We start from the raw sequence: 20,729 nt of genomic DNA on the forward strand, positions 1-20,729 counted from the left end.
TTCTGGATATATGGATACCACCACAGCAATCGTGGCGCTTGCCGCCCTCGCCCAAACCACCAGGCTTGAGACCTTCCGGCTTCTCGTGCGGCACGAGCCCGATGGCGTTCCCGCCGGCGAACTCGCCCGTCTCCTCGACGTGCCGCAGAACACCATGTCGGCGCACCTTGCGACGCTGTCGCGCGCAGGCCTCGTGACAAGCGAACGGCAAAGCCGTTCGATCATCTACCGGGCAGACCTTCAGGGGCTGCGGGACCTGACCCTTTTCCTGCTGAAAGACTGCTGCGGCGGCTCGGCGGAACTCTGCGCGCCGCTGATCGCAGAACTCACACCGTGCTGTGCTCCCGAGGTGAAGCTGTCATGAGCGACATCAGGCTGGAGCCAGTCCCGGGGAGCGATCAGGAACTAAAACTCGCGCTGTGGGCTTCCGGTCTTCCAACCGAAGACCTCGAAGACGCAGGGCGCTCGTTTTTCAGGGCGGTTTCTTCGGATGGCGGTACGCTTGGCTATGCTGGCATCGAGGCGTGCGGCGATGACGTGCTTCTCAGGTCGATAGTCATCTTGCCCGAGCATCGTGGCAAGGCGTTTGGCAAATCGCTGACCAGGGAAACTCTGAAGGCCGTCAATGTAAGCTCGGCAGTCTTCCTGGCGACGACCTCCGCCGCACCGTTCTTCGAAAGCCTTGGCTTCGCTGTGATCGACCGCTCGGATGTGCCGCCCGCCGTTCTCGCGACCCGTCAGCTCTCGGGCATCTGCCCGGCATCCGCAACGATCATGAAACTCAACAGACCTCCGACCTAACCACGGAAAACAACCATGACCGACAAGACCTACAACGTGCTCTTCTTGTGCACGGGCAACTCCGCTCGTTCTATTCTCGCCGAATCCATCCTCAACAACGAAGGCGGCGGACGCTTCCGCGCCTTCTCCGCGGGCAGCCAGCCCAAGGGCGAAGTCAATCCGCATGCCCTGAAGGAACTGGACGTCCTCGGCTATCCGGCGACTGGCTTCTCGTCGAAGAGCTGGGACGTCTTCGCACAACCAGGCGCGCCCGAAATGGATTTCATCTTCACCGTCTGTGACAGCGCCCACGGCGAGGCCTGCCCGGTATGGATCGGTCATCCGATGACGGCGCATTGGGGTGTCGAGGACCCCGCGGCCGTTGTCGGTTCCGAGGTCGAAATCCAGCGCGCCTTCGCGCAAGCCGCTCGCTTCCTCAAGAACCGCATCATGGCCTTCATCAGCCTGCCGCTGACGTCGATTGACCGTCTGGCGCTCGAAACGAAACTCCGCCAGATCGGCGCGATGGAAGGCACGACGGCAATCCAGGGAAAGTCCGCCTGATGTCTACCTTTGAGCGCTATCTCACCATCTGGGTCTTCCTCTGTATCGTCGTCGGCGTCGCCCTCGGCCATCTGATGCCCGGTGTTTTCCAGGTTATCGGCGCGGCGGACGTCGCGAAGGTGAACTTGCCCGTTGCCATCCTGATCTGGCTGATGATCATCCCGATGCTCATCAAGATCGACTTCCGTTCGCTGGCGCAGGTCAGCACCTACTGGCGCGGTATCGGCGTCACCCTGTTCATCAACTGGGCCGTCAAGCCGTTCTCCATGGCGCTGCTCGGATGGCTGTTCGTGGGCTGGCTGTTCCGTCCCTATCTGCCGGCCGATCAGATCGACTCCTATATCGCTGGCCTGATCATCCTCGCGGCAGCACCCTGTACCGCGATGGTGTTCGTCTGGAGCAACCTGACGCGCGGCGAGCCACTGTTCACGCTCTCCCAGGTGGCACTCAACGATGCGATCATGGTGGTCGCCTTTGCGCCGATCGTTGGGCTGCTGCTCGGGCTGTCGGCGATCACCGTGCCGTGGGACACGCTCGTTCTGTCGGTCGTCCTCTATATCGTCGTCCCCGTCATCATCGCGCAGGTCCTGAGAGGGCGGCTGACCGCCGACGGCACAACGAAGGCGCTGGACGCCATGCTGGCGAAGCTGCAGCCACTATCGCTTGTTGCCCTGCTGGCGACGCTCGTCCTCCTCTTCGGCTTCCAGGGAGAACAGATTATCGCGCAGCCGACGATCATCGCGCTGCTGGCCGTCCCCATCCTGATCCAGGTCTATTTCAACTCGGGGCTGGCCTATCTGCTGAACCGGATGTCGGGCGAGCGCCATTGTGTTGCCGGGCCTTCGGCATTGATCGGGGCCAGCAACTTCTTCGAACTCGCGGTCGCGGCCGCCATCAGCCTGTTCGGCTTCCAGTCCGGCGCGGCACTGGCGACCGTCGTCGGCGTGCTCATCGAGGTTCCCGTGATGCTCACGGTCGTCTGGGCCGTGAACCGCAGCAAGGGCTGGTACGAGGCAGCACCCGCCGTCTCCCGGAACACCATCACCGAAAGGACATGACAATGAACGTCACCATCTATCACAACCCGGCCTGCGGCACGTCCCGCAACACTTTGGAAATGATCCGCGCAGCCGGGATCGAACCTGATGTCATCGAGTATCTCAAGTCGCCACCGTCGCGCGACGAGTTGGCAAGAATGATCTCCGATGCCGGGCTGACCGTCCGACAGGCGATCCGCGAGAAGGGCACGCCTTACACGGAGCTGGGTCTCGATGACCCGAAGCTGACGGACGACCAGTTGCTTGACGCCATGCTGAAGGACCCGATCCTCATCAACCGTCCGTTCGTCGTCACGCCGCTCGGCACCAGGCTTGCTCGACCCTCCGAGGCAGTGCTCGACATCCTGCCGGATGCCTTCAAGGGGGCCTTCTTCAAGGAAGATGGCGAGCAAGTTCTCGATCAGGAGGGTAAGCGCGTTGTCTGAGACATTCCCCGCCTTGCAGGAGCGGCATCTTCGCCAAACTGACCTCGACGCGTTGCGTCCAGCGTTTTCGACGCACAAGCCGCGCATCCTGATCCTCTACGGCTCGCTCCGGGAGGTCTCCTACAGCCGGCTGCTCGCGCACGAAGCCAGGCGTCTGCTCGAGCGGTTGGGGTGCGAGGTGCGGATGTTCGATCCGAAAGGATTGCCGCTTCCCGACGAGGCCCCGGTCAGCCATCCGAAAGTGCAGGAGCTGCGCGACCTGTCGCAATGGTCGGAGGGTCAGGTCTGGGTCAGCCCTGAGCGCCACGGTGCGATGACGGGCATCATGAAGGCCCAGATCGACTGGATTCCCCTATCGCTCGGATCGATCCGTCCGACTCAAGGCAAGACGCTGGCGATCATGGAAGTCTCCGGTGGCAGCCAGTCCTTCAACGCCCTGAACCAGATGCGCGTGCTCGGCCGCTGGATGCGGATGATCACGATCCCGAACCAGTCGTCCGTCGCCAAGGCCTACCAAGAATTCGACGCCGACGGCAGGATGAAACCGTCGTCCTACTACGACCGCGTCGTGGACGTCTGCGAGGAGCTGGTGAAGTTCACGCTGCTGACACGGGACGTCTCGGCCCACCTGACGGACCGCTACAGCGAACGGAAGGAACAAGCGGCCGAGTTGGAGAAGCGGGTGTCACTGAGGACGATTTAGTCAAACGCCATCGGCAAAGTTCCGATAGCGGTCATCTTGCAATCGCAACGGCCGCTATTTGGCCATAAGCGAACCAACGCCTTGTCCGCTTATGGCGGCCCATTGCAGCCTTTCGAAAGACTGACCTAGCGCGCATGACGCAAAAACTATGCACGAGGCGATATTTCCAATAGGCTATTCAGCAATGGATGACGGGCGTCACCTGAAAGCATCCATTGCCGAGGCACAAAGAGTGACGATACAGCTTCGATCAACCCTCACCTGTCCGAATTGCGGCCAGCGGGCTACGGAAACGATGCCCACCGACGCCTGTCAGTTCTTCTATGATTGCAACGGATGCGGCACGATGCTCCGGCCAAAATCCGGGGACTGCTGTGTGTTCTGTTCCTTTGGCGACGTGCCTTGCCCGCCAATCCAGGAGGCCAAACATAACAACGGAGCCGCAAGGTGCTGCGTCGGTTCCTAACGTGGGGTGAGAGGCAAGGCTGACGTCCGTATTGGGCTATGCCGGCGCATTTCGGCCGAAAGACATGCGCCCACGCTGCACCCTCAAGGACGCCGAGGAGTTCCACGATGAGCGAAGACGCCTTCAACATGTCGATCCGCAAGTTCCTGAAGGAAGTCGGTGTCACCTCGCAGCGCAAGATCGAAGAGGCGGTGCGCGAGTGGCAGTTCGGCGGCAAGAAGCTGAAGGTCCGCATGACGCTGACGGCAGAGGGCACGGATCTCAACCACGTGGTGAACGGTGAAATCGAACTTCCATAGGTCTGACGAAGCATAGATCGAAACGACCATGCCGATACTTATCAATAAGACCAAGATCGGTCAGGCATCGCGCCCGCACTGGGGCGGAAGCTTCAAACTTCCCACCGAGCCAAGCCTACAGCCCGCGCATTACTGCCCCAAGGTCGCTCTCGACGAGCGCGACGTTGATCCGACGGACTTCGCGTGCGCGACATGAGCACAACACCTGGCATCCGCACGCCGCCACAATAAATGAGCTACATCGAGGGAGGCAATGATGCGGAAGAGTGCGCCGGATTTCAGCCTTGAGGGCAAGGTGACTTTGGTGACGGGCGCGAGCCGTGGCATTGGACGTGCTTGCGCACTTGCCTGTGCTGCAGCAGGCTCAGATATTGTCTTGGGGGTCCGCGATGTCGCAGCGTCAGCGGGCCTGATCGCCGAGCTCGAGGGCGCGGGGCGAAAGATCCTCCCTGTCGAACTGGACATTCCCAACAAGGCCCACATCGCACAAGCCGTCGACGCGGCTCTTGCTGCATTCGGTCGGATCGACGTCCTCGTCAACAATGTCGGCGTGGCTCCGGGCAATCTCGCGGAACTCGTTGAGGAGAAGGACCTTGACGAGATACTCGATGTCAACATCAAGGGCACCTTCCTGATGACACAAGCAGTAGGCCGTCACATGATCGCGCGAAATGGTGGCCGGATCATCAGTATCAGCTCACAGGCCGGTACGGTCGCACTGCGCGGAGAGGCAATCTATTGCATGAGCAAGGCGGCAATTAATCACCTCACGCGCTGCCTTGCAGCCGAATGGGCACGCTATAATGTCACCGTAAACACCGTATCGCCGACGTTCATCCACACGGATGGTACAGCACCGTTTCTATCCGATGCCAAAAATCGCAAAGCGACGGTCGATCACATTCCACTCGGTCGGATCGGGGAAACCGATGATGTGGTGGGTGCCGTAGTCTTCCTTGCATCGCCGGCTGCGAGCCTGATCACCGGCGCGAACCTGCTGGTGGACGGCGGATGGTCCATCGCCTGAGGCCACGGGGCCGAACGTTCGTCCGTCATCAGGCAACGCTGTCGCGGCGCACCGATGAGGCGACAGCGACGAACGCCAGGATTCCAAGCGTACCCAGCGCGGCGATCACGAAAAGCGAGATGGTTGTCCCGAAGTGGCTCATAGCGGCCGCGAACGCAAACGGGGCAGCCGCGCCAGTCGCCAACCTTGCCGCAGCCATTTTGCCCGTGATCGCGCCGTAGCCAGCGGACCCGAAGAGATAGAGCGGCAAGCTCCCCTGAGCGATGCTGTTGATCCCTGATCCGAGGCCAAGACAGATGGCGAAAGCCACGGCACCTGGCAGCCAATCACCCGACATCCCGAGTATCACCGCACCAACGACCATCAACGCCGCGGACACTATCGCAAGCGCGGGCGGCGACAGGCTCTTTCCGAAGACCATGTTGATCAGGCGGCTCATGACCTGTGCCGGACCGAACAGGGAACCGATCACGACCGCCGCACTGCCGAGTCCGATCGCGCCGAGCATCGGCACCATGTGGGCAAGGATGGCGGCGAGAGTGAAGCCCGAAAGGGAGAAGGCAAGGGAGACCAGCAGCATGCCGCGGCGACGCGCCTGTGGCTCAAGAGCGCCGACGACGACCTCGCGGGTTCTTGTCTCGTCCGTCTTGGAGCCCATTCTTCCGTCACGCATGATCCAGTAATGTAGGGGCATGCAGACGAGAAGGTTCAGGGCGGCGAACACCAGATAGATTTCCCGCCAGGACAGGTATCCGGTCAGTGTCGCGGCGATCGGCCAGAAGATTGTGGAGGCAAAGCCGCCGATGAGCGTGAGGTAGGTGATGCTGCGAGAGGCGGACCGAGGTTCGCTTTCGACCAGTGTGGCGAAGGCTGCCTGGTACTGGACCATCCCGGAGGACACCTCGAGCAAGACAATCGCAAGGGCGAAGAGCGAGACGGATGGCGACCATGCACAGAGTGCCAAGGTGAACGCCGCAAGTGCCGATCCCAGCGTCATCACCGTCGCCGCGCCGATCTTGTCCATGTACCTGCCGATGAAGGGAGCCGACAGGCCGCCGATGAACAGGGAGACCGAGAAGATGGCGAAGACCCGTTCCAGGCTGATGCCGAGGTCTTTGGCCATTCCGGGGGCGAGGATGCTGAAGGAGTAGTAGAGGGTGCCGTAGCCGATGATCTGCGTGACACCGAGAGCGGAGACGGTGCCCGCCGGAACCTTGATCGTATGCAATGACGTGTTCCTTGACGGCCTATGCTTCGCTTGAACAGCAACTGGCGGATCGCACGACGGACCCACGAATGCCGGGATGTCCCGCACAGCAGTCTTCCATCAGGAACGTCACGAGGTCGGCCAGTGTGTCGTAGCTTGCGCTGTAGACGATCGAGCGCGACTCCCGGCGCTGGGCAATGAGACCTGAGCGCTCGAGTTCCTTGAGGTGGAACGAGACGTTCGATGGAGAGACGCCCATGCGTTCCGCAATCGCGCCGGCGGCCAGACCTTCAGGGCCGGCGACGACCAGGGTCCTTACGATGGACAGCCGGGTCTCCTGCGAAAGCGCGGCGAAGGAAGAGAGGGCTTGACGATCATCCATATTTCAATAATCCTTGAATCATTGAAATTGAGGATAGCCGCAAATGAGCACGATCGACAATAGCCAATCCGACAAAACCGATATCTCGCTCGGGGCGTTGCTCGGCAGAGCCGCAGAGACACCGGACCTGCCCTTGGTTTTCCTGTATGACGGAAAGCGCGTGAAGCCGGGCTATCACGTGACAGAGGTCAAAGCTGGCCAGTTCTCCGCGCTTGATTGCGGAGCAAATCCGGAAGTCTGGTCGGAAATCTTCGTGCAGCTTTGGGATGTCGAGGAGGGCGAGCGGACCCATATGACGGCCGGAAAATTCTCGGCCATCGTCCGCAAGGTTTCCGAACACGTCCGCCTCGACGGCTCCGCCAAGCTTACCTTCGAAGTCAGCGATGGCGTCCGCCCGATGCAGTTGTTCTGCGCGAACGCTCCTGTCGCGGAAGACGGCGCTCTCCACGTAGCGTTGACGCCACGGCCCGCGAGCTGCAAGCCTCGGGACCGCTGGCTGGCTGAACATAAGTCCAATAAATCGCGGTGCTGCGGGAGTGCTGCGGCTAAATGATTGAGGCGCGTTACGGCCGAGCACCCAATCCCTCGCCTTGATGGGAATCGAACCCTCGACCCACCTACACAGCGCCTCCTGGTTGCCAATTGATGAAGGCACACACGTGCTAGATCTCTTCAGCGATGCATGCCGAACCACGGCCTTGTAATCGGGGTAGAACGCAGGACGAACTGGTTGGTATAGACGCTCAACGTAGCCAGCGACCAAGCAATGAAGACAACAGTATGAACCGTCTGGCAATAATTCCTGGCTGCGCAGAATCGGCGACCTTAGTTTGAGCGATCAGTCCGGCCCCAAAAGACTGGCCCTGGTCTTTTTTTGCTTTCCGGGAGACCCGGCATCACCCAAGCAATGACGGAAAAATAACCATCAGTGTCGAGATTCAGCGGTGAGCAAGTAACCGGCACCTGAATTTCAGACTTCCTAAACTGAGCATTGCGTATGCCGTCAGCACATAGTTCGAGGGCGGTTAATGTTTGTTTTAGTTAAGAAATATCTTTTGGGAAGCTTTCCAAAATTCCTTAAAGGCGAATGGTCAAGCATGAGCCTTCTGGACAAGTTGGACGTTGGCGCGCGGATTTGCGGCGCCCTTGGCATCGTAACCGTCGCCATGTCTCCAGAGTTGGAAGTCCTAACCGAGATTAGGAATCGGCTTGGGCCCGAGGTGCAGAAATTCGACGCCATCTATGTCAGCAAGGCGACGCGGGAAGGAGATGCGATTGCGATCAACCTTAAGAAGGTGCGCACCGCAAACACACTGCAGTACCAGCTTTGGATGTGCGCTGGCCAGGAGAACCGCAACATGGTGTTCTTTGGCGAGGGGTTCATGGGTCGGGAAGAAACAGACAATACATTGCGCGTCTCGCTCGCCGATACGCCTTCTCACGTTCTTCTCAAGGTCACCGCTGGAGATCTCGAATATGTTCGCCACGAGGAGTGGGATCTCTATCGATCCGTAAAAGAAAGCGACACCAAAGTCATTCAGGGCGACGCCAATTGCGGGGAAGTATAATGCTGAGCAACAAGCGGGATTTTCTAAAAGGAATGGGCGCTTCCGCCATCGTGCTGGGCGTCACCAACCACTCATGGGCCCAGAGCCTCTGCTCCGTCTGGGACAAGACCGTGCTGTGGGATCTCCGAAACGCCCTGTGGGGACGGGCTGGTGAAAATACAACCAGTGTCTACCTCATCGGCGCGCCCTGGTGCCCATTTTCTCGCCAGGCCGTGAAGGACTACCTTTCTGGCCGCCTTCCGTTCGAACTGCGCTTCGTACCCATCGACGCCGTTCAGGTCCGCCATCGCGCCCAGCAGGCCGATATCGTCATAAACAACCGGGATGGATTAGAGCGTACCTTTCTGGACAAGGACGCCAAGGCGCCCCCGATTGACCCGGACCTGCAGAAACTTATTCATGACGCCAACTTCATTGCGTTAAACGGATTTCAGAAGCGCCTTACCAACATCGCTTCTCCGACATTCATCTACGAGACATCCCGCGGAGGAGCGAGCCTGGTCGGACACAAACCCTGGGCACAGTTCACGACAGATCTGAAACCCCTCGGTCACGAACCAACCGATTTCTCCACGCGATTGGAGACTATCCTTGCCGAAACGAAGAAGTTTAACCAGGTAGCGGAGATGAGAACGATTTATCGTACGGCGATCCATTCGCTGCCCGATACGGGATCTCCTTCTGCAGGATGCGTCAGCTACACAACCTTCAAGGCAGTTGCCGAACTTCACTACGGGGATGTCGACTGGGTGCAGGTGCAGGCTCTCACTTCCAACGAGAAGGAAATCATCTTCGGTTATGTCGATCGTCGCGACGTGACATTTGTCTAAACCGATAGGTGAGTTTTGTGTGTGATGGCGAATTCCCAAAAGATCGGTTCGTCCGGCTTACCCAGACCCGGCATGACCGCGGCAAATTTCGGATCGGCAAGCACCGCTGCCGCCCCGCGGCGTTCTTCTCCGCCGGCTGGAACATCAGGATCGCCGCCGGCGCTCGGCCAGGATAGCCGCATCACAGTCGGTGGCGGGTGATTAAGACCGAGAGCCTTAGCCTCGGGCAGCGCAGTTCGAATCTCGCGCCTTGATAGAAATCGAACCGGAGGCCCTGCGTCTGCAGCCCGGCATGAAGGATAGAGCTTTTGCAATCCGGGTCTGTTAAAGACTCACGCATGAGTACACCCATCTCTTCGTCTGACGGCGATCACCGTTACGCCTCTCTCCTTTCCCAGCTTAAGGAGCGAATCCGATCAGCGCGCCTCAAGGCAGCTGTTGCTGTCAACCGAGAACTCATTCTGCTCTATTGGGGCATCGGCCGCGAGATCTTGGCACGCCAGAACGTTGAGGGATGGGGCAGCCGCGTCATCGATCGGCTCGCCGCGGATCTTCGGCGCGATTTCCCTGAGATGACGGGACTTTCGCCACGAAACCTCAAATATATGCGCGCCTTTGCTGAGGCATTTCCCGACGAGCAAATCGTGCAACAGCTTGTTGCACAATTGCCCTGGGGCCATAACGTCAAACTCGTCGAAGCCCTGAAAAGCGACGAAGAGAGGCTATGGTATGCGCGCCAAGCCGTAGAACATGGGTGGAGCCGCAACGTTCTCGTCCATCAGATCGAAAGCGGTCTGTACCAACGGCAAGGAAAGGCACTGACTAACTTTGGTCGGACATTGCCAGCCCCTCAGTCAGACTTGGCGCAGGAGTTGATCAAAGACCCTTACAGCTTCGATTTTCTCGCTCTCGGCCCGGCGATGTCCGAACGCGAACTTGAGCAGGGCCTCATCGAGCACTTACGCTCGTTGATTTTGGAGCTCGGGAAAGGGTTTGCGTTCGTGGGCAGCCAACATCATCTCGAGGTGGGCGGACAGGACTATTATTTAGACCTCCTGTTCTATCATCTGCGGCTGCGCTGTTTCGTTGTCGTCGAGCTCAAGATTGAAGAATTCAAGCCGGAGTTCGCCGGCAAGATGAACTTCTATCTTTCGGCGGTAGACGACCAGCTTCGACACGAGTCCGATGCTCCAAGCATCGGAATCATTCTTTGCAAAGGCAAGAATGAGGTAATCGTCGAGTACGCTCTTCGAGATTCGACAAAGCCGATGGGCGTTGCAGAGTATAGGCTATCCACCGCCCTTCCCCAACCGCTACAAAAAGAGCTACCAACCGAAGCTGAGCTTGCGCGGGAGTTCCCGTTAATGTCGCTAGTAAAGCTCCGGATAGAAATTGAGCGTGAAATCCGGTTGTTGATGGCCGACCAAACTGAGAGCGAGAGACCTGCCGCGCTTGGCCCGATGCTTGCAGAACTCCAGCGTCTTGGGCTTGCACCCAAAACTGCTGACCAATTTCTAGGCGCCCTTCACGCGATGAACAGAGCTGCGCACGGCCTGGACGTCGATCCCGCGGACGCGTCTGAGGCGACAGGGGTTGCAACTGCCTTCCTCGCTGAGCTTCAAGCCATTCGCAACGGCCGACTCTCTTGAATGGCAAAGGCCCGCGGTTGGTCGGCGCGGTCTACCTCGGCGGTTCCAGCAGATACATTATGCGACCCTGAACGCACAAAGCCAGATCAAACCAGAAACCCGCTGCGCCCGCGCAGAGCTCCAGTCATTTACCCGCTCCCACAATGCGGCTGCTTCAGAGCTCCTGAAAGCGACGATCGGCTTGTCATGCAGCGTCGCCTCTGCCGCCCACTGCCAGCTTGTGGGCAGCTCTTCCAGCTCACGGCCGGAGACGAGTCAAAGCTCGGTTACGAGGCGCGAGAGCGCGGCCACCCAGCAGTCTTCTTAGTAGTAGCTGGCATCCGCCTTGCGACCGGATGTAGAGTTCGGCCAAAAGCGCTTCTGCCCATTCCGTCCCGCAAGGGCGCCGCTATCGGGCAAGGCACTTTCCTGTCCGTCTGCCGCAGACGCTCCATTCGGGCTACACGTTTGCACTTGGCGTTTGTCTCTGTGCCGATTTTGGGTCAGTCCAGCGAATGCTGCTTCACTCGTGGTCTGGACGGTAGACACGGCAAAGTCGCGCATAGTCTTCCATCTCGGGCCTCAGCGCGGCGAAGGCCGAAAGCACATGCATCTTAAGCTGCAGCGCTGCCGGTCCCGGCGGCATCAGCTTTGATTGCACGAAGCCGAGGGCACGCGGCACCCCGCTCGGCAAGACGGGGAGGGCGGTGATATTGTCAGCCTGCCGCCTGGCGAAAACCACGCCGAAGGGCAGCACCGCCAGACTGTCCGAGTGGCCAAGATGCGCTAGGATGCCGGCAAGCGATGCCCCGGAAAAATTGATGCGCACATGCTCGGCTCCGAGATTGACGAGTGCGGTTCTGAGATCGGCACTGAGCGGACTGCCGGCCGGCGGCTCGGTCCAGGGATAGCGCAGCAGGTCCGCGGGCTGGAGCCCGTCCAATGCCAGAAGCGGATGCCCGGCGCGACAGGCAACCACATTGCGACCCGTCAGGATCGGATCGAAGGTCAGATCACTGTCGGTGTCGAAGACTTCGACCGGACAGATGGCAAGGTCCAGCTGCCCAGCCCTGACCTTTTCGGCGAGGCTTGCGGTGTAACCATAGACCTGTTCGATGCGAACATTTGGCCGCGTCCGCTGGAACCGGCCGACCATGGCCGAAACCAGCGCATCCATGAAAAACGGCGTGCCACCGATGCGGATATCCCCGCGCTCGCCGCGCCGGAAAGATTCGGCGACGTCACTCGCGCGCACAGTGGCGCGCCGCACCGCCGCACCGAGGTCGGCGAGATCGCGACAAAGGGGGGTCGGTTCGATCGGCCGGCGGTTACGCAGGAACAGCGGCTCGCCCAGCCGCGTTTCCAGATAGGCGACGGTGCGCGACAGACCGGGTTGTGTCATCCCGAGGATGGCCGCCGCCTCGGACATGCCGCCGGCATCGACGATCGCCCAGATCTGCAGCAGATGGCGCGGATCGATTTGCACGCAGCTCTCCATCAATGCCGTATTTGCCCACTACATACCATATTGGTATGTTATTTCGAGATATCATTATTCGAGTTTTCTCACTCCCCTCGATACAGTTCTTCTCAAGATGGAGCCTTACCTCCACGAGGCGGCTCAGGGAGGAGCTGATGACGGCATTCGACTATCAGGGATCGTCGGCACGAATTCTGTTTGGCGCCGGAGCGCGGGCAAGGGTACTGGAAGCGGTCGACGCTTTGGGCTGCAAGCGCGCCCTCGTGCTCTCCACACCGCATCAGGCCGAGGAAGCCAGCGCCATCGCGAGCCTTCTGGCAGACCGCGCCGCCGGCCTGTTCACGCATGCCACGATGCATACGCCGGTCGAGATCACCGAACGGGCGATCGAGCTCATGCGCGATCTTGGCGCCGACTGCACCGTCGCCTTCGGCGGCGGCTCCACCACCGGGCTTGGCAAGGCGATCGCCTTTCGCCTCGATACGCCGCAGATCTCCATACCGACGACCTATGCCGGTTCAGAGGTCACACCGATCCTCGGGCAGACCCAGGCGGGCCGCAAGGAGACCGTGCGCGCGGCCTCCGTCCTGCCCGAGCTCGTGATCTACGACCCGGAACTGACACTTGGTCTGCCGCTTGCGATGACGATGACCAGCGGTCTCAACGCGATGGCCCATGCCGCCGAGGCCCTCTACGCCCGTGATCGCAATCCGATCTCCTCGCTGATGGCAACGGAGGGCCTGAGGGCACTTGCCGAGGCCCTGCCCCGCATCGCCGGTTCGCCACGGGATCTATCGGCACGGAGCGACGCGCTCTACGGCGCCTGGCTGTGCGGCACGGTGCTTGGCACGGTCGGCATGTCGCTGCACCACAAGCTCTGTCATGTGCTCGGCGGGTCTTTCGACCTGCCGCACGCCGAGACCCATGCGATCATCCTGCCGCAGACGATCGCCTTCAACGCGGGTGCTGCTGCCGACGAACTTCGCCCGCTCAGCGCGATTTTCGGGGGCGCATCCCCAGGCACGGCACTGCATGCCTTTTCCGTCAAGATCGGCGCGCCGACGGCACTGAGAGAGATCGGCTTTCGGGAAGAGGATATCGGCCGCGCCGCGGAGATCGCCACGGCGAACCCCTATTGGAATCCGCGGGAGGTGACGCGGGCCGACATCCACGCGCTGCTGACGGCTGCGTGGCGAGGCGACGCGCCCTGAAGCGCAAACGCCGGGACAATCGATAAAAACGGGAGGAAGACATGAATCAATCCAAGGCAACCCCGCCTCTGGTCCGCCGGCAGGTGGCCGTCATCGGCTGTGGGCCCGCGGGCCTGACCGCCGCTTCTCTTCTCGGTCAAGCGGGGCATGACGTCATCGTCATCGAGCGCTGGCCCGAACCCTACGGGCTGCCGCGTCTCAGCCATATCGATGGCGAGACGGCGCGCCTGGTAGCCTCTGCGGGTGATATCGACCATGCGCTACGCGATGCACAGGCAATCGACACCTATCACTACCTCGACGATCAAGGGAACATCCTGATCGACCTGGACTGGAAGGGAAAACAATGTGGCTTTCCCGCCCATATCTCGATCTTCCAGCCGGAAATCGAGGACGCGATCTATTCTCGGGCCCAGCCGCTGCCAAACGTCGAATTCCTGCGCGGCTGGGAGGTCTCAAGCCTCAAGCAGCAGACAGACAAGGTCGTTCTTGAGGCGCAGCCGTGGGACGGATCGTGGAAGGCAGTTGCCGACGGAGCCGACCCGGTTCGACGTATCGAAGTGGATTATGTGATCGGCGCGGACGGCGCCAACAGCTTCACCCGCCGCGCGCTTGGCATCGAGCGTCATCAGTATGGCCACCACGAGCGTTGGCTGAACCTCGACTCCGAATACGTCAAGGATCTCGGCGACCGCTTCGCCGTTACTTCGATCTATTGCGACCCGGCGCGGGCACACATGTACATGCCAATCGGCAAGTCACGCGTGCGCTTCGAGATGCGCGTCCTGCCGGGTGAAGAAACCAGCCACTGGGAGGACATCAAGAACGGGCTTGCCTGGCTGCGCGAACAGCACGGCATCGGCCTCGATGAGATCCGGCCGATCCGCAACGTCGTCTACACCTTCGATCCCGCGATCACCAAAAGCTGGAAAGAGGGCCGGGTCATGCTTGTGGGAGACGCTGCGCACACGATGATGCCCTATATGGGCCAGGGCGCGTGCTCGGCCATCCGCGACAGCGCTAACCTTGCGTGGAAGCTCGATCTGGTGCTTCAGGGCAAGGCTGGGCCCGAGCTTCTCGATACCTACGAGGCGGAACGCCGCCCACATGTGACGCAAATCACCGAAACCTCGACAATGCTTGGCAAGGTTGCCAACGAGGACGATCCGGCGAAGGTGGCGGAGCGAAACGCACTCTTTCTTTCCGGCAGGATGCCGCCGCCCCCGCCCTTCCCCAAGGTTGAAACCGGCGTGGTTCACAGGGAGGCCGACGGCAGCCTGCTGGCCTCGACAGGTGCCCCTACACCGCAGGGACGCGTTATGACCGACGGCCATGAAGGCCTGATGGATGACGTTGCCGGCCGGGGCTTCATGATCGTCAGCCGCGCCGACCCGAGCGCCCATCTTGATGCCGAGCTTCGCGACTTCTTTCACGAGATCGGCGGTCGTTGGATCGTGCTGGATGGAACCGGCGCGGCATCCGACAATGTCGCAGACATCGATGGCGTGCAGCTGAAGTTCCTGGAACAGAACGACTTTTCCGCCTATCTGCGCCGTCCAGACTTCCTGATGTACGGTGCGGTGCGCGATCTGACCGACCTGCCCGCGCTGCTTCGAGGGTTGCGCGAAAGGCTGCATTGGCACCAGGTCGCTCCGGCCTGCGAGACCACGGCGGAGGCAGGGGCATGAACGTTGATCCCATCGTCAAGGCGAACCTTGCGCATCAGCGAGCCATGCCCATGACCCGCCTCATTGACTGCGGCATGGATCATGCGGACGCGTCGCGATTGCATTCTCGCACGTCGGCGGGTGAAGCCTGGGACGAAGTGGCGGAGGCAATCGCTGTTGAGCGCCTCATAGAGGCTGAACGAGCCGAGGCGGAGAAACATACGGTCACGGCCGCTGAGGCGCGGCAGCGCGCGATCGCCGCACTCGTCTTCGCGCAGATGGCATTCAATTTCGACGAGCCGCGCAAGGTGAAGCTCTATCGTGACCTCGTCGTTGCCTGTCAAAAACTCGCTCCGGTTTTCGATCTGCCGTTCAATCGGGTCGAGGCCGACTTTGGCGGCAGGAAACTGATCGGCTGGCTGGTGCGCCCTGCCAAGAGCATCGCGAGCGGCACGATCATCCTTTTTGGCGGTCAAAGCGGCTGGGGTATTGCCTATCTTCCGCTTGCCCGCGAACTCGCCCGCCGCGGCCTCGCCACCCTGCTTGCCGAAGGTCCGGGCCAAGGCGAAACGCGCATCGAGCAGGGTCTTTACCTCCAGCCGGGCGTCGAGGGAGCCTTCAGCGGCTGGGTCGATTTCATTCTCGCCGATCCGACGATGGGTGCACCCGGCATCTGGGGCAACAGCTATGGCGGGCTCTGGGCCGCACGGACTGCAAGCCACGACCACCGGATTCGCGCCTGCTGCATCAACGGCTCCTTTGCCAGCCCTGGCATCCTGCCGTTTCGAACGGCCTTCGAGCAGAGTGCGGCCATGATCGGTTCGCAGGATCGAACGGTGATCGAGGCCGTGATGGCGAAACTGCGCTTCGACCCCACACGACACCGGATCGATTGCCCGCTGCTCGTCCTCCACGGCGGAGCCGATCCGCTGGTGACATTGGCCGACCAGCAGCCATTCATCGATGCCGCAACCGGTGAAGCCAGACTGCACGTCTGGCCGGATGGCGAGCACACGATTTACAATCACAGCTTCGAGCGGACGGCACTCGTCGGTGACTGGTTCGCCGCGCAGCTCGGCCGAGACGGCCGATAGGGGAACCAGCGATGAGCATCTATTTCACCGAGAAAGGCTCGGCCGAGACCGTCAACCGCTGCATCGGACGAGGCGCCACGCCGCGGGCGCGTCAGGTGATCGCGAGCCTCGTCCGCCATCTGCACGACTTCGTCAAAGATGTGGAACTGACCCAGGACGAATGGGAAAAGGCCATCGATTTCCTCACCCGCACTGGTCACGTCTGCACCGAGACGCGGCAGGAGTTCATACTGCTTAGCGACGTGCTTGGCGTCTCGATGCTGGTTGACGCCATCGGCAACCGGCGCCCCGAGGGCGCCACGGAAAATACCGTCCTTGGCCCGTTCCATGTCGCCGACGCCCCGATCCGGGCCATGGGCGACAGCATCAGCCTCGACGGCAAGGGAGAAAGCTGCCTGTTTCATGGCCGGGTGGTCGACCTGGACGGCCAGCCGATCGAAGGGGCAACGATCGACGTCTGGTCTGACAACGCCGATGGCTTCTATGATGTGCAGCAACCGGGCATCCAGCCCCAATGGAACAACCGCGGCCGCTTCGTCACGGGCGCCGACGGCGTCTACAGCTTCGTCGGCATCAAGCCCGTCAGCTATCCCATCCCCGATGACGGCCCGGTCGGGGATCTGCTGGCAACGCTCGACCGTCACCCCTATCGCCCCGCCCACATGCATTTTCTGGTCACCGCGCCGCGACACAACAAGATCGTCACCCACATTTTCACTAGTGGCGATGCATACCTCGGCTCGGACACAGTCTTCGGCGTGAAGTCGTCGCTGATCGCAGACTTTCGTCGTATCGACGGCGCGACACTGTGGCAGGCTGATTTCGATTTCGTCATGATAGCGGAGGGCGCCGGCAACAGAAGGTAGGGGTTAACTACGAGCGCCCTCATCGGATTCGAACGTCGTCCGCCAAGAGAAACGGCATTGGAATCACTCGTCGCCTAGTTCAAAGGGGCCATATCTGCGCGCGGGGTAGGATTCGCAGAATGCCGGCAACATGCCGCCCAGTCCGCATGTCTCCGATCCCTCGCCTTGAAGAGATTCGAACCGCAGACGGTGGGCGATTACTCGTCGCCAAACTCGAAGGGCCAAATCTGAGCTCCGTGCAAAATACGAAGAATGCGGATCCGGTCCGCCATCAGCATGTAAGCTACGATGTATGGCGTGCGTGTAATCACTCGCGCGTTCCCTCAACGCGCCCAGGCCTGCCGCTTTCGGGGAAATCTAGGAGGCGCCGAACGGCGCGCGCGATTTCCTCGTCGACGTACACCGCCGCATTTGGGTTCTCACTTTCGATGTAGCTGAAGATAGCGTCGCGATCGCCAAGCGCATACTGCGCCCAGACAAGCCTCATCGGTCGCCCGCTCCTGCTTTACGCGCGGCCGCCTTTCGGCGCTCGCGGAAGCGAGCTTCAGCGTCGGCATCCTCAGTGTCGGGTCGCGTGTCCTCAAGAGCCTGCAACACCCTGGCGCGAAACCAGGCATAGTGAGCCTCAGTGCTACCGACCAATTCCAGTGGAAGCGAGCCTTCGTTCGCCGTCCGAGTTAAAAGTATGCGCACGGCATCCGAAACCGTTAAACCCATGTTCTGCAGGACTGCAGTAGCACGGTCCCGAATATCGGGATCAATTCGCGTTTGAACGAGCGCATTCGAAACCATCACCAATCTCCTTCACTGAAAATCAATGCAATGCGATTGCATGACGGAATCCAGCGAGGATCAGGACGTTCCTGACGCTCAGCGAACTCCTTGCGGCTGGGTCTCTAACATCGGAACGGCGTCGAGGAGCATCTGTGTATAGGAATGCTGGGGCGCGGTGAAGATTTGGGCCGCAGTTCCCTGTTCCACGATCTGCCCGTGACGCATCACCACCACGCGGTCGCACAGATGATGGACGACGGACAGATCGTGGCTGATGAATAGAAGTGTGATGTTAAGTTTGTGGCGCAACTCCATCAATAGATTGATGACCTGCGCCTGGATCGATACATCGAGGGAGGCGACGGGTTCGTCGCAGACAATGACCTCGGGCTGCATTGCAAGCGCCCGGGCGATTGCAATGCGCTGACGTTGACCGCCCGAGAACTGGTGCGGATAGCGATCCGCCATCGCCGGATCGAAGGCGACGGCACGGAGCCACCTGTTGACGTAGTCGCGGGCACCGGCACGTGTGCAGAAACCGTGCGCGATCGGCCCTTCGGCCACCGACTGGAAGATCGTACGACGAGGATCCAGCGAGGCGAATGGATCCTGGAAGATCATCTGTACGTGGGTGCCGAGCTTGCCCGTCGCCGAGCGCACGGGCTTGCCACCGACGCTGATCGTGCCTGACGTCGGCGCATAGATGCCGCACAGTATGCGTCCGAGCGTAGACTTGCCGGAGCCGGATTCCCCGACCAGGCCGAGGATCTCGCCGCGGGCGATGGTGAGGTCTGCGGATATCACCGCATGGACCGGACGGACGTCTCGCGCCAGCCCCCAGCGCGTGGCGAGCGCCCGCAGGTAACCGATGCGCGGGGCAAAGATCTTTCCGACCGCCTCCGCCCGCAAGAAGGCGGTATCGGCTGCAGCCCCGATGGCAGCGCCGCCAAGCCCGCTCAGATCCGTCGAGCCGGCTGCCTCGGTCGCAGCGGACGCCAGCGGCTCGCCTGGCTTCGAACGTGACGGCAACGCGTCCAGCAAACCTTGCGTATAGGGATGCTGCGGACTGTACAGGACCTGCCGCGCAGACCCCTGCTCGACGATCTTGCCGCGCCGCATAACCGCAATGGTGTCGGCGATCGAGGAGACGGTGGCCAGGTCGTGGCTGACCCAGATCAGGGATATTCCGATCTCGGCGACCAGCGCTTTCACCATGTGCAAGATCTCGGCCTGTACCGAGACATCGAGCGCGGTGGTCGGCTCGTCGGCGATCACGAGCTGCGGACGATGGAGAAGAGCGATGGCAATGGCGACCCGCTGCCGCATGCCACCGGAGAACTCGTGCGGATACTGGTCCACCTTGCTTTCCGGATCGACGATCTTGACCCTCGCCAGCGCCTCGACCGCGCGGCGGCGTATGTCGGCATCCGATACCTTCTCGTGTGCACGAAGTGCCATGCCTATCTGATCGATGATCCTGACCACCGGGTTCAGCGTCATCATCGGGTCCTGAAACACCATGGAGATGTCCTTGCCCCGTATCTTGCGCAGCGCCCTTTCATGGAGGCCGACCAGCTCGCGTCCGTTGAAACGGATGGAACTGCCCTGCTGGATGCGACCGGTCTCGTCCAGCAGGCCGATCAGGGAGAAGCCGGTAATCGACTTGCCCGAGCCGCTTTCCCCGACCAGCCCCATGACTTCTCCACGCTTCAGCGTGAAGGAGATGTCGTCCACCGACTTGACGGTGCCTTTGTCGGTTTCGAAATAGGTCCGCAGATTGCGGACATCCAGAAGATCATTCATTTGCGCAGCCTCGGATTGAGCTGGTCCCGGATCTGGTCGCCGACCAGGTTGATCGCCATGATCAGGACGATCAGTGCGACGCCTGGATAGATCGCGATCCAGTAACGGCCGGACATGAGGTACTGGAAACCGTTGGCGATCAGCATGCCGAGCGACGGTTCCGTCGGCGGCAGGCCGACGCCCAGGAAGGAAAGGGTTGCTTCCAGGGATATGGCGGAGGCGATCTGCACCGTGGCGACCACGATAAGCGGCGGCAACGAGTTCGGCAGAATGTGACGGGTGATGACGAACCAGCCGCTCATCGGCACGGAAAGGGCCGCCTGTACATAGTCCTTCTGGCGCTCGGCCGCTGCCGCACCGTGGGCTGTTCGCACGAAATAGGCGTATTGGGCAAAGACGAGGGCGAGGATCAGCTGCGACTTACCCTGACCGAGGATCGCTGCCACGACAAAGGCAAGCAGGATCGCCGGGAAGGAAAGCTGGATGTCAACGATGCGCATGATGACGGACTCCGTGCGTCCGCCAACATAGGCGGCAAAACACCCGACCACTGCCCCGATCGAGAAGGCTATGGCACCGGCCACCAGACCCATCTGCAGGGAAATGCGCAGGCCGTAGACGATGGCCGAAAGCAGGTCGCGCCCTTGACTGTCCGTGCCCAGCAAATGCGTGATGCCGGTGGACCCGACATAGCCCGGCGGGCGGCGGGCATCGCGCAGCACCAGCGCCTTGAGGTCGTAGGGATCCTGCGGCACGAGGAACGCCGCGAAGATCGCCACAAGGATGATGGCGACCACCACCGCAAGGGCGGCGACCGCAACCTTGTTGCGGCGGAACATGTGCCAGAACTCGGCGAGCGGCGAGACGGATCTTACCGCACTGGCTTCCATCGACATA

At 61.0% G+C, this 20,729-nt stretch carries 23 protein-coding genes and 1 pseudogene; 17 read left to right on the plus strand and 7 right to left on the minus strand.

Going from position 1 to position 20,729, the window contains the following annotated elements; translation table 11 throughout:
• The first annotated feature begins 10 nt into the window (after positions 1 to 10).
• From C1A35_RS08380 to C1A35_RS08420, 9 genes are all read left to right on the plus strand, one after another.
• A complete protein-coding gene (locus tag C1A35_RS08380; RefSeq protein ID WP_104663872.1) occupies positions 11 to 364 on the plus strand; it encodes an ArsR/SmtB family transcription factor in 354 nt (117 codons plus the stop codon).
• Entirely contained in the window at positions 361 to 801 is a 441-nt protein-coding gene (arsN2, locus tag C1A35_RS08385) for an arsenic resistance N-acetyltransferase ArsN2 (protein ID WP_104663873.1), read from the plus strand. The genes C1A35_RS08380 and arsN2 overlap by 4 nt, the downstream gene beginning before the upstream one ends.
• Before the next feature lie 15 nt (positions 802 to 816).
• Positions 817 to 1,344, plus strand: coding sequence for an arsenate reductase ArsC (locus tag C1A35_RS08390; RefSeq protein ID WP_104663874.1), 528 nt, complete (start codon positions 817 to 819; stop codon positions 1,342 to 1,344).
• The gene (gene arsB / locus C1A35_RS08395) at positions 1,344 to 2,402 is read left to right on the plus strand and encodes an ACR3 family arsenite efflux transporter (RefSeq protein WP_104663875.1); all 1,059 of its coding nucleotides are present in this window, start codon (positions 1,344 to 1,346) and stop codon (positions 2,400 to 2,402) included. Before C1A35_RS08390 ends, arsB begins: the two co-directional genes overlap by 1 nt.
• A gap of 2 nt (positions 2,403 to 2,404) precedes the next feature.
• Complete coding sequence (arsC, locus tag C1A35_RS08400; RefSeq protein WP_199772886.1) at positions 2,405 to 2,827, plus strand: arsenate reductase (glutaredoxin); 423 nt, start codon at positions 2,405 to 2,407, stop codon at positions 2,825 to 2,827.
• Positions 2,802 to 3,530 carry an arsenical resistance protein ArsH gene (gene arsH / locus C1A35_RS08405; protein WP_199772890.1) on the plus strand — a complete coding sequence of 243 codons (729 nt, stop codon included), beginning with the start codon at positions 2,802 to 2,804 and terminating at the stop codon, positions 3,528 to 3,530. Before arsC ends, arsH begins: the two co-directional genes overlap by 26 nt.
• Before the next feature lie 238 nt (positions 3,531 to 3,768).
• Positions 3,769 to 3,996 (plus strand): GDCCVxC domain-containing (seleno)protein, encoded by a 228-nt coding sequence (locus C1A35_RS36675; protein WP_104663942.1) that lies wholly within the window; start codon positions 3,769 to 3,771, stop codon positions 3,994 to 3,996.
• Positions 3,997 to 4,103: 107 nt separating this feature from the next.
• The gene (locus C1A35_RS08415; protein WP_104663878.1) at positions 4,104 to 4,295 is read left to right on the plus strand and encodes a DUF6494 family protein; all 192 of its coding nucleotides are present in this window, start codon (positions 4,104 to 4,106) and stop codon (positions 4,293 to 4,295) included.
• Between the two features lie 256 nt (positions 4,296 to 4,551).
• Positions 4,552 to 5,322, plus strand: a complete 771-nt coding sequence (locus C1A35_RS08420) for an SDR family NAD(P)-dependent oxidoreductase (RefSeq protein WP_104663943.1) — start codon at positions 4,552 to 4,554, stop codon at positions 5,320 to 5,322.
• A 28-nt stretch (positions 5,323 to 5,350) separates the two neighbouring features.
• Here the strand turns inward: C1A35_RS08420 and arsK are convergent, their stop codons facing one another.
• Positions 5,351 to 6,550 carry an arsenite efflux MFS transporter ArsK gene (gene arsK, locus C1A35_RS08425; protein ID WP_104663879.1) on the minus strand — a complete coding sequence of 400 codons (1,200 nt, stop codon included), beginning with the start codon at positions 6,548 to 6,550 and terminating at the stop codon, positions 5,351 to 5,353.
• 19 nt (positions 6,551 to 6,569) lie between these two features.
• Complete coding sequence (locus tag C1A35_RS08430) at positions 6,570 to 6,911, minus strand: ArsR/SmtB family transcription factor (RefSeq protein ID WP_104663880.1); 342 nt, start codon at positions 6,909 to 6,911, stop codon at positions 6,570 to 6,572.
• Positions 6,912 to 6,954: 43 nt separating this feature from the next.
• Between C1A35_RS08430 and C1A35_RS08435 the strand changes: the two genes are divergently transcribed.
• The 4 genes from C1A35_RS08435 (at position 6,955) to C1A35_RS08455 (ending at position 10,958) form a co-directional block, all read left to right on the plus strand.
• On the plus strand, positions 6,955 to 7,464 hold the full coding sequence (locus tag C1A35_RS08435; protein ID WP_104663881.1) for a DUF6428 family protein: 510 nt from the start codon (positions 6,955 to 6,957) through the stop codon (positions 7,462 to 7,464).
• Between the two features lie 544 nt (positions 7,465 to 8,008).
• Positions 8,009 to 8,479 carry a hypothetical protein gene (locus tag C1A35_RS08440; RefSeq protein ID WP_104663882.1) on the plus strand — a complete coding sequence of 157 codons (471 nt, stop codon included), beginning with the start codon at positions 8,009 to 8,011 and terminating at the stop codon, positions 8,477 to 8,479.
• Positions 8,479 to 9,309 carry a hypothetical protein gene (locus tag C1A35_RS08445; RefSeq protein ID WP_104663883.1) on the plus strand — a complete coding sequence of 277 codons (831 nt, stop codon included), beginning with the start codon at positions 8,479 to 8,481 and terminating at the stop codon, positions 9,307 to 9,309. Before C1A35_RS08440 ends, C1A35_RS08445 begins: the two co-directional genes overlap by 1 nt.
• A 338-nt stretch (positions 9,310 to 9,647) precedes the next feature.
• Positions 9,648 to 10,958 carry a PDDEXK nuclease domain-containing protein gene (locus C1A35_RS08455; protein ID WP_104663885.1) on the plus strand — a complete coding sequence of 437 codons (1,311 nt, stop codon included), beginning with the start codon at positions 9,648 to 9,650 and terminating at the stop codon, positions 10,956 to 10,958.
• Between the two features lie 502 nt (positions 10,959 to 11,460).
• Here the strand turns inward: C1A35_RS08455 and C1A35_RS08460 are convergent.
• Positions 11,461 to 12,423 carry a LysR family transcriptional regulator gene (locus C1A35_RS08460; protein WP_158665020.1) on the minus strand — a complete coding sequence of 321 codons (963 nt, stop codon included), beginning with the start codon at positions 12,421 to 12,423 and terminating at the stop codon, positions 11,461 to 11,463.
• 146 nt (positions 12,424 to 12,569) lie between these two features.
• Here C1A35_RS08460 and C1A35_RS08465 point away from each other — a divergent pair, with 146 nt between their 5' ends.
• Genes C1A35_RS08465 through C1A35_RS08480 form a run of 4 tightly spaced genes read left to right on the plus strand, consistent with a single transcriptional unit; the run spans position 12,570 to position 17,255 of the window.
• Positions 12,570 to 13,628 (plus strand): maleylacetate reductase, encoded by a 1,059-nt coding sequence (locus tag C1A35_RS08465; protein ID WP_440271510.1) that lies wholly within the window; start codon positions 12,570 to 12,572, stop codon positions 13,626 to 13,628.
• A gap of 41 nt (positions 13,629 to 13,669) precedes the next feature.
• Positions 13,670 to 15,316, plus strand: coding sequence for a bifunctional 3-(3-hydroxy-phenyl)propionate/3-hydroxycinnamic acid hydroxylase MhpA (gene mhpA, locus C1A35_RS08470; protein WP_104663888.1), 1,647 nt, complete (start codon positions 13,670 to 13,672; stop codon positions 15,314 to 15,316).
• The gene (locus C1A35_RS08475; protein ID WP_104663889.1) at positions 15,313 to 16,389 is read left to right on the plus strand and encodes an alpha/beta hydrolase family protein; all 1,077 of its coding nucleotides are present in this window, start codon (positions 15,313 to 15,315) and stop codon (positions 16,387 to 16,389) included. Before mhpA ends, C1A35_RS08475 begins: the two co-directional genes overlap by 4 nt.
• A gap of 11 nt (positions 16,390 to 16,400) precedes the next feature.
• Positions 16,401 to 17,255, plus strand: coding sequence for an intradiol ring-cleavage dioxygenase (locus tag C1A35_RS08480; RefSeq protein ID WP_104663890.1), 855 nt, complete (start codon positions 16,401 to 16,403; stop codon positions 17,253 to 17,255).
• 197 nt (positions 17,256 to 17,452) lie between these two features.
• Here the strand turns inward: C1A35_RS08480 and C1A35_RS08485 are convergent.
• From C1A35_RS08485 to C1A35_RS08500, 4 genes and pseudogenes are all read right to left on the minus strand, one after another.
• Positions 17,453 to 17,742 (minus strand): annotated as a pseudogene (locus C1A35_RS08485) (type II toxin-antitoxin system RelE/ParE family toxin).
• Complete coding sequence (locus tag C1A35_RS08490; protein ID WP_104663891.1) at positions 17,739 to 18,047, minus strand: type II toxin-antitoxin system RelB/DinJ family antitoxin; 309 nt, start codon at positions 18,045 to 18,047, stop codon at positions 17,739 to 17,741. The pseudogene C1A35_RS08485 and the gene C1A35_RS08490 overlap by 4 nt, the downstream one beginning before the upstream one ends.
• A gap of 78 nt (positions 18,048 to 18,125) precedes the next feature.
• The gene (locus C1A35_RS08495; protein ID WP_104663892.1) at positions 18,126 to 19,832 is read right to left on the minus strand and encodes a dipeptide ABC transporter ATP-binding protein; all 1,707 of its coding nucleotides are present in this window, start codon (positions 19,830 to 19,832) and stop codon (positions 18,126 to 18,128) included.
• A complete protein-coding gene (locus C1A35_RS08500) occupies positions 19,829 to 20,728 on the minus strand; it encodes an ABC transporter permease (protein WP_104663893.1) in 900 nt (299 codons plus the stop codon). The genes C1A35_RS08495 and C1A35_RS08500 overlap by 4 nt, the downstream gene beginning before the upstream one ends.
• Position 20,729 lies beyond the last annotated feature (1 nt).

Source organism: Ensifer adhaerens, assembly GCF_002940685.1.
GTDB classification, from domain to species: Bacteria; Pseudomonadota; Alphaproteobacteria; order Rhizobiales; family Rhizobiaceae; genus Ensifer; species Ensifer adhaerens_E.

Bases quoted from the DNA above. Each gene is read 5' to 3' on its own strand.
- C1A35_RS08380 (WP_104663872.1), top strand. From the start codon at position 11: ATGGATACCACCACAGCAATCGTGGCGCTTGCCGCCCTCGCCCAAACC.
- arsN2 (WP_104663873.1), top strand. From the start codon at position 361: ATGAGCGACATCAGGCTGGAGCCAGTCCCGGGGAGCGATCAGGAACTA.
- C1A35_RS08390 (WP_104663874.1), top strand. From the start codon at position 817: ATGACCGACAAGACCTACAACGTGCTCTTCTTGTGCACGGGCAACTCC.
- arsB (WP_104663875.1), top strand. From the start codon at position 1,344: ATGTCTACCTTTGAGCGCTATCTCACCATCTGGGTCTTCCTCTGTATC.
- arsC (WP_199772886.1), top strand. From the start codon at position 2,405: ATGAACGTCACCATCTATCACAACCCGGCCTGCGGCACGTCCCGCAAC.
- C1A35_RS08415 (WP_104663878.1), top strand. From the start codon at position 4,104: ATGAGCGAAGACGCCTTCAACATGTCGATCCGCAAGTTCCTGAAGGAA.
- C1A35_RS08420 (WP_104663943.1), top strand. From the start codon at position 4,552: ATGCGGAAGAGTGCGCCGGATTTCAGCCTTGAGGGCAAGGTGACTTTG.
- C1A35_RS08430 (WP_104663880.1), bottom strand. From the start codon at position 6,911: ATGGATGATCGTCAAGCCCTCTCTTCCTTCGCCGCGCTTTCGCAGGAG.
- C1A35_RS08435 (WP_104663881.1), top strand. From the start codon at position 6,955: ATGAGCACGATCGACAATAGCCAATCCGACAAAACCGATATCTCGCTC.
- C1A35_RS08440 (WP_104663882.1), top strand. From the start codon at position 8,009: ATGAGCCTTCTGGACAAGTTGGACGTTGGCGCGCGGATTTGCGGCGCC.
- C1A35_RS08445 (WP_104663883.1), top strand. From the start codon at position 8,479: ATGCTGAGCAACAAGCGGGATTTTCTAAAAGGAATGGGCGCTTCCGCC.
- C1A35_RS08455 (WP_104663885.1), top strand. From the start codon at position 9,648: ATGAGTACACCCATCTCTTCGTCTGACGGCGATCACCGTTACGCCTCT.
- mhpA (WP_104663888.1), top strand. From the start codon at position 13,670: ATGAATCAATCCAAGGCAACCCCGCCTCTGGTCCGCCGGCAGGTGGCC.
- C1A35_RS08475 (WP_104663889.1), top strand. From the start codon at position 15,313: ATGAACGTTGATCCCATCGTCAAGGCGAACCTTGCGCATCAGCGAGCC.
- C1A35_RS08480 (WP_104663890.1), top strand. From the start codon at position 16,401: ATGAGCATCTATTTCACCGAGAAAGGCTCGGCCGAGACCGTCAACCGC.
- C1A35_RS08490 (WP_104663891.1), bottom strand. From the start codon at position 18,047: ATGGTTTCGAATGCGCTCGTTCAAACGCGAATTGATCCCGATATTCGG.
- C1A35_RS08495 (WP_104663892.1), bottom strand. From the start codon at position 19,832: ATGAATGATCTTCTGGATGTCCGCAATCTGCGGACCTATTTCGAAACC.
- C1A35_RS08500 (WP_104663893.1), bottom strand. From the start codon at position 20,728: ATGTCGATGGAAGCCAGTGCGGTAAGATCCGTCTCGCCGCTCGCCGAG.